Origin of the sequence: uncultured Parabacteroides sp. (genome assembly GCF_902493135.1) — a bacterium.
Taxonomy (GTDB): Bacteria; Bacteroidota; Bacteroidia; order Bacteroidales; family Tannerellaceae; genus Parabacteroides.
Map to the genome: position 1 here is coordinate 1 of NZ_CABUOD010000079.1, position 9,485 is coordinate 9,485.

The window sequence follows — 9,485 nt, forward strand, 5'->3', positions numbered from 1 at the left end:
TTATCCGTGTAAATCCGTGAAATCCGTGCCTAAAAGATCGTGATAAAGGAGTTCTGACACACCTCCATAACAGGTAGACGCAGTGGGATCGTTTTTATTCCTTCTTCAGAATACTTGCCGGATTCAGGTGCATTACTTTATAAATCTTGTATGCCGTAACCAGAAAGATCAAAAGAGCCATCGTGAAGAACAACAAGATTCCCCAATTCCAACTATAGATGCTTTTCAAACTGCTTTTTTGAGCGATCCCTATCAACACCAATCGTACTAACGGATAGATAATGACGAAGACAGAAAGGTAAATAATCAGATAGATTTTGCCGAACAACAGGGCAATCACTTTCGGGGTAGCTCCGTTTATTTTTCGGATGGCGACTTCCTTTTGCCGATTTACCACATCCATGGAAATTCCGGAATAAATACTTAATATCAACAAGAGTATGCTGACTATCGCCAACAACAAGGATGCTGTCTGCAAGAGTGCTACAGTTCCCATAATGGACTGTTTGGAATCACCCATATTACGAATATCAAGAGGCAACGTCTCAGGTACATAACGCCGGCAGATCTCCGTTATTTTTTCCAGGGCGACCGGAGTAATATCCGGATGGGAGGTTTTGAAGTAATAGGAGTAGGCTTGCGGGTTAACTAAAAAGACAGAACCGACTACCCTGTTCAGAGCGCCCTCCTTGTTCAGTGCACGGTAAGTCCCGGCAATCCGGTATTCTTCGCCATCCAACGTGACACTACCTTCTATACTATCCCTCTGCAATTGTTCTTTAAACTGTTCGCTTATATAAACAAAACCTTGAGCATCCTTATCCACCAATTTTCCGGAGAACGGGATCTTGAAGAACTCAAAATAATGGGGTTCTGCTTGGATCATCAGCACATTTCCTCTCGGATTTCCGTTTTTCATGTAGGTCATGTAGGTATAAACATCGGTATCGAAGGTATTGAAAGCGGATATCCGGTCGGTTATCTCCGGCAAGGACTGGATATCCGAAAGAATGGCATCCATATTGTTCTGCATGCGTATGGTATTGATCGATATAGAAATAACCTGATTCTCTTCTTCCGCGCTCAAAGGATGGTACATTCCTCCAAACATCTCATCAAACAAAAGCGTTATGCCGAATACACCGCCTGTGAAAAAGATAGAGATTGCCAATTGCAAAGCGATCATGAAATTGCGGAACACATGCCGCTTCTGTCTCTGCACGATCGAATGGAGGGCACTCAACCGGCGTAACCGATAGATAGGATAGAGAATGGCGAGCATGCAGATCAACAACAAAACGAGATACAAACCTAACTGCGAACCATATAGATCTACCAAGGAGAATGAGATCATGTCGTCCGGAGGGATGTACGTATATGCCAAAGAGAGGATGATTTCCGTCACGACCAATGACAGAAAGAAAGCGACGGATAGCATCCAGAAGATTTCGGCGAAAAGCAGGGCAAACAATCCTTTGATGTCCGAACCGATACATTTGCGAAGCACCAGTTCGCGTTGCCGGTTATAGAACATCTGGATAATGAACTTCAGGAAATTGATCAAACCCGACAATAAAATCAGCGAAGCTATGAACCGGGAGAGCAGAATACTTATCGTTCTTTGGACACTGCCATTCCGTTCCGACTCCAGGAAAGCATATAAACAGATATCCTGGTCTCCATGCTTCCAAGTCATGTTCTTTAACTGTTCGTTCAGGTTCTCCGCCGTAGTTGGTCCGGTGAGGCGTGATCTGATACTGAGTGGCGTACGGGACTGCATGGACAGAGGAAAATAACAATCGATTGCTTTTCCACGGTAGTCCTTCTCTTCTGTCAAAGCGACATTGACCACTTTATATACTTTGATGATATCAGACGGACTGTTAGCTTCTGTCTCCTGACGGATAACCTGGCCTATCGGATCTTCTTTGCCAAAGGCTTTCCGGGCAAACGATTGGGAGACGATCACCTCGTCGGGAGCTGTTACTTCTTGATTGCCATACTTCAATTTCAACGAATTATAGGCGAAATAATTAGAGGATACATTTTTGAACGACACCAGAAACGGCAGTTCCCGTTGTTCTTTATCGATCGCCGTAATTTCTTTTTTATCGCTATAGGAGGAAGAAGCCACAAGGGCATCCATGCCCGCTATCGGCAACCCCTTCAGATAATCAAAATCCTCCTTAAACAAATAGATATCAGCGGCTGTCTGGGGAGATGTCCCCACCAACTGGATATGGCTATCATCGGACAATTTAATATTACCGGATACGGCATCAATAAAATAATTCATCATACTGAAGCAGGTGATGCCTATCGCCAAACAAATAGCCGAAATAAGACTATGAACTTTGAAGTTCATCAAATTGCGTAATGCAACTTTCAAGTAATGCTTAATCATGGTTCTATTCCTGTTTTTTCCATTATGTTGCAAGAATCATGCCATATTGCTAAACATCTATTATATAATACGATATAGACCCATACGTCCCCATATCATCGTGCGAACACGCACAAAGGCAGTTCACTATCGCACAATTGCACCCGGCTCTCCCCCTGGATATCAAATTGAAGTTTCCATGAAAAACCGGAGTCCATTTACCGATATATAGAATAGTCTTCCGTATATTTGCCTTGCAACAAGCGTCGTGAGGCAAACATTTATATACCTGAACAAGATGAACACACACAAACTACACCTGCTGCTCGCAGCAACCTGTCTGGTTCCCCTGTCACTGACCGCCCAGATTACGGAAAGGGAACGCCCCGCCGATTGGGACCGTCTCATAACAGGCGGACGCTATATGGACCGTTTCGAAGCCATGCCCGAAGGTACGCTCTCCGGAGACACGTGGGGAGCGGACAGTGTACGCCCCCGCTATATCGACAACGGCATCGAACGTCCCGATATCTCCTTCTGGGGAGGCAATATCCTGCAAACGCCGGACCGGAAATACCACCTGTTCGTATGCGGATGGCCGGAAAGCGCTCCCAAAGGGCATATGGAATGGCCCAACTCCACCGTTTACCATGCGACCGGCGACCGGTTGCACGGGCCTTTCGTCCTCCAGGACACGATCGGGAAAGGACATAACCCAGAGGCTTTCGTCCTCAACGACGGCCGGGTCGTCGTATATGTCATCGACGGGTATTACATAGCGGACAATGTCAACGGCCCCTGGCAATACGGAAAGTTCACGTTCGATCCCCGCGACCGGAAGATCATCGAGGGACTGAGCAACCTCAGCTTTGCCAAAAGGCAGGATGGCTCTTACCTGACGGTTTGCCGCGGAGGAGGCATCTGGATCAGTAAAGACGGCATCGCCCCTTACGAGCAGATCACGGACAAGCGGGTCTATCCGCCTGTCAAAGGAGAGTTCGAGGACCCGGTCATCTGGCGGGATTCCCTGCAATACCACCTGATCGTGAATGACTGGCTGGGACGTATCGCCTTCTACCAACGTTCCAAAGACGGCATCCACTGGGTGACGGAACAAGGAGAAGCCTATGTGCCCGGCATCTCCTTCCACCGGGACGGGCATGTGGAGCATTGGTTCAAATACGAACGCCCTAAAGTCTTCCAGGACAAACAGGGACGTGTAGAGCAGATGAACTTTGCCGTCATCGATACCGTCAAATGGGACGATCATGGCAATGACAACCACAGTTCGAAGAATATCTGTATCCCGATGAACAAGGGGATGCTATTATCCGTCCTGAACCGAACACCGATAACGGCCTCCACTGAAACCATCCGGGTCAAGGTCCTGGCGGAAGAAGGCTTCGACCCGCTCCGGGAGATCGATGTGCCGTCCCTGCGGTTCGGCTCCTACAACGAAGTGAACTTCGGCAGAGGGTGTAAAGTGGTCAAAACCGAAGCATCCGGAAAAGACCTTATCCTGACATTCGACGGTAAGGGAAGCGGCATCACACCGGATGAATTCGCTCCGAAGATGATCGGAAAGGATAAAAACGGAAAACTGTTGTTCGGATATGCGAACCTGCCTTATGTCGATTACAAGCCGGCTCTATTGTCCTGCCGACGTCCCGTTTACCGGGAAGGCCGGAACGAAGTCGAACTGGAAGTCCAGAACTTCGGACTATCGGCATCGGGAGAAATGACAGTCGAAATCAAGCAGGCCGGGGCAGGAATGGGCCGTCATACGGTCAAGCCCCTGCAACCGTATGAAAAAGCAAGCCTCACCTTTACCCCTGAAAAGGGGAAATGGACGGATAAGGCGGATTACCAGGTAGTCTTCCTCCGGGATGGGCAAATAGTAGAAACAAACAATTTCAATATCTCCAAATAATCATTTATAAACATGAGACACACCTTTATCCTCCTGCTCGGAGCCATGCTCTCCCTACAAGGGCAAGCTCAGGACAAGCAGATGCCATTTCAGAACACGATCAAGGTCGAAGCAGGCGACAGCCACGCGGACATCATCACGAAAGCCGCCCATGTCGTGCCTTCGCCCAACCAGTTGGCAGCATTGCAAAACGAGTTTATCTCCTTCATCCATTTCGGGCCGAACAGTTTCACCCGCCTGGAATGGGGAAGCGGAAAGGAAGACCCGAAAGTCTTCGACCTGAAAGAACTCGACACGGACCAGTGGTGCGAGGCCATGAAAGCAGCCGGCATGAAGATGGTGATCCTGACAGTCAAGCATCATGACGGGTTCGTCCTGTGGCAAAGCCGCTACACGAAACACGGCATCATGTCCACCGGTTTCCGCGACGGCAAAGGCGACATCCTGAAAGACCTGTCCGAATCCTGCCGCAAGTACGGATTGAAGTTAGGTATCTATCTGTCACCGGCAGACCTGTACCATATCGAAAACCCGGAAGGGTTGTACGGCAACCTCAGCCCATACACCAAACGGACCATCCCGCGCGAAGTCCCCGGACGGCCTTTTGCCAACAAGACCCGTTTCGAGTTCGTAGTGGACGACTACAACGAATACTTCCTGAACCAGCTCTTCGAGATCCTGACCGAATACGGCCCGATCCACGAGGTATGGTTCGACGGGGCACACCCCAAGCGGAAAGGCGGACAGACCTACAACTACCCCGCCTGGAAGAAACTGATCAAGGCGCTTGCTCCCAACGCCGTTATCTTCGGACGGGAAGATGTCCGGTGGTGCGGTAACGAAGCCGGCGGCACACGGTCGACCGAATGGAACGTGATCCCCTACCAGGCAAATCCGGACACGATGTCGAACTTTGCCGATATGACCGACAAAGACCTCGGAAGCCGTGAACAGCTCTATAAAGCCCGCTACCTGCATTACCAGCAGGCCGAAACCAACACTTCCATCCGCGAAGGCTGGTTCTACCGGGACGACACGCACCAGAAGGTACGAAGCACCGACGATGTGTTCGACATCTATGAACGCGCCGTCGGAGGCAACTCCACCTTCCTGTTGAACATCCCTCCCAACCGGGACGGCAAATTCTCTCCGACGGATGTAGCCGTATTGAAGGAAACCGGCCAGCGAATCCGGGAAACCTACGGGACCGACCTGTTCCGTCAGGCAGAAGGTCCGAAAGAGGTGCTCGACCAAAATGCAGGCACCTATGTGACGGTCGATAAGGACGGGGCGGGAATCGTCATCTCCACTCCCCAACCTGTCACCCTCAACCGTCTGGTTCTCCAGGAAGCGATTGCCACCAACGGGGAACGGGTAGAGAAACACGCCGTGGACGCCTGGATCGACGGAGGATGGAAAGAGATCGCCCACGCCACCAACATCGGCTACAAACGAATCCTGCGCTTCCCAGATGTCACGACGGACAAGATCCGGGTCCGCATACTCGAATCCCGCCTGACACCCGCGATCAGTACCATCTCCGCCCATCACTACAAAGCCCGTCCGCCCCGGTTAAGCGCACAGAGAAGCATGGACGGACTGGTTACCATCGAACCGATGGCACAGGAATTCGGCTGGAAAGCGCATGGCGAGAACATTGCCGAGAACCTGAACGCGGGTTTCAAGATCTACTATACGACAGACGGAACGGAACCATCGGCAAGTTCTACCGAATATAAAGCTCCTTTCCAGATGGGAAACAGCGAACTGAAAGCGGTAGCCATCCTGAACGGAGAAAAGGGAGCCACCTTGCAGGAACGGTTCGGGCTGGTCAAGAAAGGATGGAAGATAGCCGGCAAGACCCCGGATTACGTTGCCATCGACCTCGGCAACGAACAAACAATAAGCGGCTTTGCCTACACGCCCCAAAAGCAGGGCGGAAAAGGGACAGTCGCCGGTATCATCCGGATCAGCGACGACGGGAAGAACTGGAAGGAGGTGGAACGCTTCGAATTCGGCAACCTGATCAACGATCCGTCCAAACGCTACCATCATTTCAAGAAAGCAGTAAAAGCCCGTTACGTAAAAATGGAGGCAGCGGAAATCGCCGCCCGTACGGAGGCTGCCGCTCTTGCTGGAATAGACCTGTTCTGATCTATACCCTTAAGGCTAAAAAATATACCTTCTATCCCGTCCGGCTGTACCCTATAAGGTAGCTCCAGACAGGATAGAGGGTATTTTTTTAGCATGCACGCTTTTTCAAAAAAGGGTGAAGGTGTGTCGAAACAAAATCCTGCTTACAATAGATATAATTTAGGCACGGATTACACAGATCACACGGAAAGAAAATAAATTTATCCGTGTAAATCCGTGAAATCCGTGCCTAAAAAATCGTTATTGCTTCCGAAAAGCGGGTATTTCCTTTATCCAAAGAGAGCACAAAGGTTTTAACTCACCTATCATCTTCCTTCGAATCGATCACAACCCGATGCGGATAATTATATTGTACTGTTACAGTTTTACCTTTCTCTGTTTCCAGGATCAGGATGCCTTCCTTCTCCTGCTTTTCTCCCTTGTTGCCTGTTACGGAAGCGACTTTGCACCCTTCGGGAATGGCCAGGCGCAACGTTCCGCCCTGTTCGGGCAGGATACGGACTTGACGAACCTGCCCCGCCACCTTTTCGGCCGAGACAAGGAAAGCCCCCATCGCACGCAGCTTGTCGAAGGAGACATCCTGCCAGGCAGCCGGAACAGCCGGGAATACCCGGATAACGCCCGTATGGCTTTGGAGCAACATCTCCTGGATACCGGCAGCAAAGGCGAAGTTGCCTTCGAGGGTAAACGGCCGGTAGGTGAATCGGGACTTGCCGCTCTTCGTCTGGTCGCCGTTCGCATGGAACGTATTCGGGAGGCAGAAGCATTCGGCAAAGGTGCGGAGCGCATCGGCAGCCCCTTCCCCGTCGAAGGCACGGGCTTTCATGTTACCGAACCAGCTATAGGAATAGCCGCACCAGTAATCGGGGCCGAAGTCCTGTAGTTTCTTCAAGGTCGCCTTTATGATCTCCTGAGATTTCCCGCCTTGGCTCCAATCGACGAGACCGAGCGGGTGGATCGACATGGCGTGGGAGAAATGGCGGTGCGACTGGTTGTAGGGAAAACCTTTTGCAAAGGCCAAAGCCCCATCCTCATCCAGACTCAGATCGGGCAACTGAGCACCGATCGCTTTCCAGTGGGCCGCCTCGTCCGCCAGCTCCAATTCGGCGGCCAGCTCGGAAGCGGCGTTGAACGCGAAGTGCATCAGGGAAAGGTCATAATTCGTCATATCCTTGAACCACGCATCGATCGAGTTATCGAATATCTCCGGACTGGAACTCAGCGGCAGCCGGCGCACTCCGTCCGCATCGGCCGTGGAGATCTGTTCGAGATAGGTCGCCACGTCCTTCAGGAACGGGTAGGCCCGCTCTTTCAGGAAAACACGGTCTGCCGAATACTTCCAATGCAGGTAGAAATGCTGCCCCAGCCACGCACCGACCGTCGGCGACATGGAATACTGCACCCAGCCTCCCATCGGCTCGCCGGTCAGGGTACAGACGCCGGGGACATTCATCCCGTCTGTCCCGAAATACTCGCGGGTATATTTCTTATATACGTCACGCTGGCTCCACAACGTATTCAGGTAGCCCATCCCTTCCTGCAAATGGTTGCCGGCATAGGCGGGCCAATAGCTCAACTGTGTGTTCAGGTCATGATGGTAGTCTCCTTTCCAGGGCGGCAACATCCCGTTATCGGCCGTCCATACCGCCTGGAGGGAGATCGGATAAGAGTCCTCGCGGGCAGCCGACCCGAACTTGTACATCTCGTTGTCGTACTGTTTCTGCAGGAGCGTATCCGGCAGCGAGACGGACGACTGTGCCCAAAATCCTTTCCAGAAGTCCATATGCGTGCGGTAGTCCGCCTCCACGCCGCGCTCCATCGCCTCTGCCGTTTCCCGATCCGCACGGTCGGCGGACGAAGAGGAGGTCAGGCTCCATACGCCGCTGAGCGTGCCGCCTTTCTGCTGCCAACGGACGACCACATCGTACGAAAAGCCTCCCCACCCTTCCTGATGGAAAGTGGTCGTGCCGGATCCCTTCCGTATCGTCCCCTGTTTATATCCGAGGCGTCCCAAAGCCGGGCCGGCATGCGAGTTGTCGCCTGCGACCTCGTCCGGATCGCTGTATCGGGGTGCTATGATTTCCGGCGAAACCGTATCCGGCAGGTTCTCGAAGACAAACCATCCGACCGGTTCGCCGGCATGCACGAACGTCTTCAGCTTCGTCCCGTTCTCCCAGACCACCTCACAGAGGGCATTAGTAAGAAATAGATGTACGGAAGCGACCTTCCCGATCTTCAACGGAAATTCCAAAGCCGCCCCCGGAATCTTGGAGGGGGCAGGCAAAGCATCATAAGGGTGGTCGTATTTCTTCTGCACCGGCAGATAGTCGCCTTTCCTCACCTGCTCGCATACCCAGGAAAAGCGGTTGTTCCCGCCGGCAATGCTATCCGACGGGCGCAAGTCCCAGAGATCCGTCCGGTCCAGCGAAAGGCGCAGCACCGAATCGCGTTGCCAGACCAATGTTCCTACTGTGGCATTTCCTAACGGGACACCTTCGTCCCAAGTCGTGGCCAAGTGATCAAACTGCAGGTCACTGCTTGTCGGTGTGGCAGGCAGTGGTTCCTTTTCGCAACAGGCAGCCAACAGGCATGCACTTATGCAGGTTATCCAAAATTTCTTTTTCATCCGTACGAAATCGATATTATTCTTCAATTACCATGCAAAGGTACGATTAAAAGGTCTCTTTAACCGTATCTTTGTACCTTTCAGCAGGATTTAGTTCCATCGCCCCTTTACTCCCGTGGAGTTTCCCGCAAAGGGAACTCCCGTTTCCAGCCCAGGGAACTCCCGTTTCCTACGTAGGAAATTTGCGTTCCCCGCGCAGGGAATTTTCGTTTCCTACGCAAGGAAACTCTAATTGGTTGGTTATCAATGCCCATAAATAAGCTGTCCTGAGATCCGTTTTTTACTTCATTCAAAGTATATCAGGTACTTGTATTTTATCCCCAAACCTAAGGGATATGAAAGCATACAGAAAACAAGCCCCGAAGGTGATCGACATCTTCGGGGCTTCGTTG

4 protein-coding genes are annotated in these 9,485 nt (G+C 51.4%); 2 read left to right on the top strand and 2 right to left on the bottom strand.

Annotation, left to right across the window (positions count from 1 at the left end):
- Positions 1-94: 94 nt before the first annotated feature.
- Positions 95-2,404 (bottom strand): ABC transporter permease, encoded by a 2,310-nt coding sequence (locus tag RDN79_RS18610; protein ID WP_298550965.1) that lies wholly within the window; start codon positions 2,402-2,404, stop codon positions 95-97.
- 277 nt (positions 2,405-2,681) lie between these two features.
- Between RDN79_RS18610 and RDN79_RS18615 the strand changes: the two genes are divergently transcribed.
- Both RDN79_RS18615 and RDN79_RS18620 read left to right on the top strand, forming a co-directional pair.
- Entirely contained in the window at positions 2,682-4,313 is a 1,632-nt protein-coding gene (locus RDN79_RS18615; RefSeq protein WP_298550967.1) for a glycoside hydrolase family protein, read from the top strand.
- Positions 4,314-4,325: 12 nt separating this feature from the next.
- Positions 4,326-6,467 (top strand): alpha-L-fucosidase, encoded by a 2,142-nt coding sequence (locus RDN79_RS18620; protein WP_298550969.1) that lies wholly within the window; start codon positions 4,326-4,328, stop codon positions 6,465-6,467.
- A 298-nt stretch (positions 6,468-6,765) separates the two neighbouring features.
- Here the strand turns inward: RDN79_RS18620 and RDN79_RS18625 are convergent, their stop codons facing one another.
- Positions 6,766-9,093, bottom strand: a complete 2,328-nt coding sequence (locus tag RDN79_RS18625; RefSeq protein WP_298550971.1) for a glycoside hydrolase family 95-like protein — start codon at positions 9,091-9,093, stop codon at positions 6,766-6,768.
- Between the last annotated feature and the right edge of the window lie 392 nt (positions 9,094-9,485).

Coding starts and splice junctions, on each gene's coding strand:
- RDN79_RS18610 (WP_298550965.1), bottom strand. CDS start 2,404: ATGATTAAGCATTACTTGAAAGTTGCATTACGCAATTTGATGAACTTC.
- RDN79_RS18615 (WP_298550967.1), top strand. CDS start 2,682: ATGAACACACACAAACTACACCTGCTGCTCGCAGCAACCTGTCTGGTT.
- RDN79_RS18620 (WP_298550969.1), top strand. CDS start 4,326: ATGAGACACACCTTTATCCTCCTGCTCGGAGCCATGCTCTCCCTACAA.
- RDN79_RS18625 (WP_298550971.1), bottom strand. CDS start 9,093: ATGAAAAAGAAATTTTGGATAACCTGCATAAGTGCATGCCTGTTGGCT.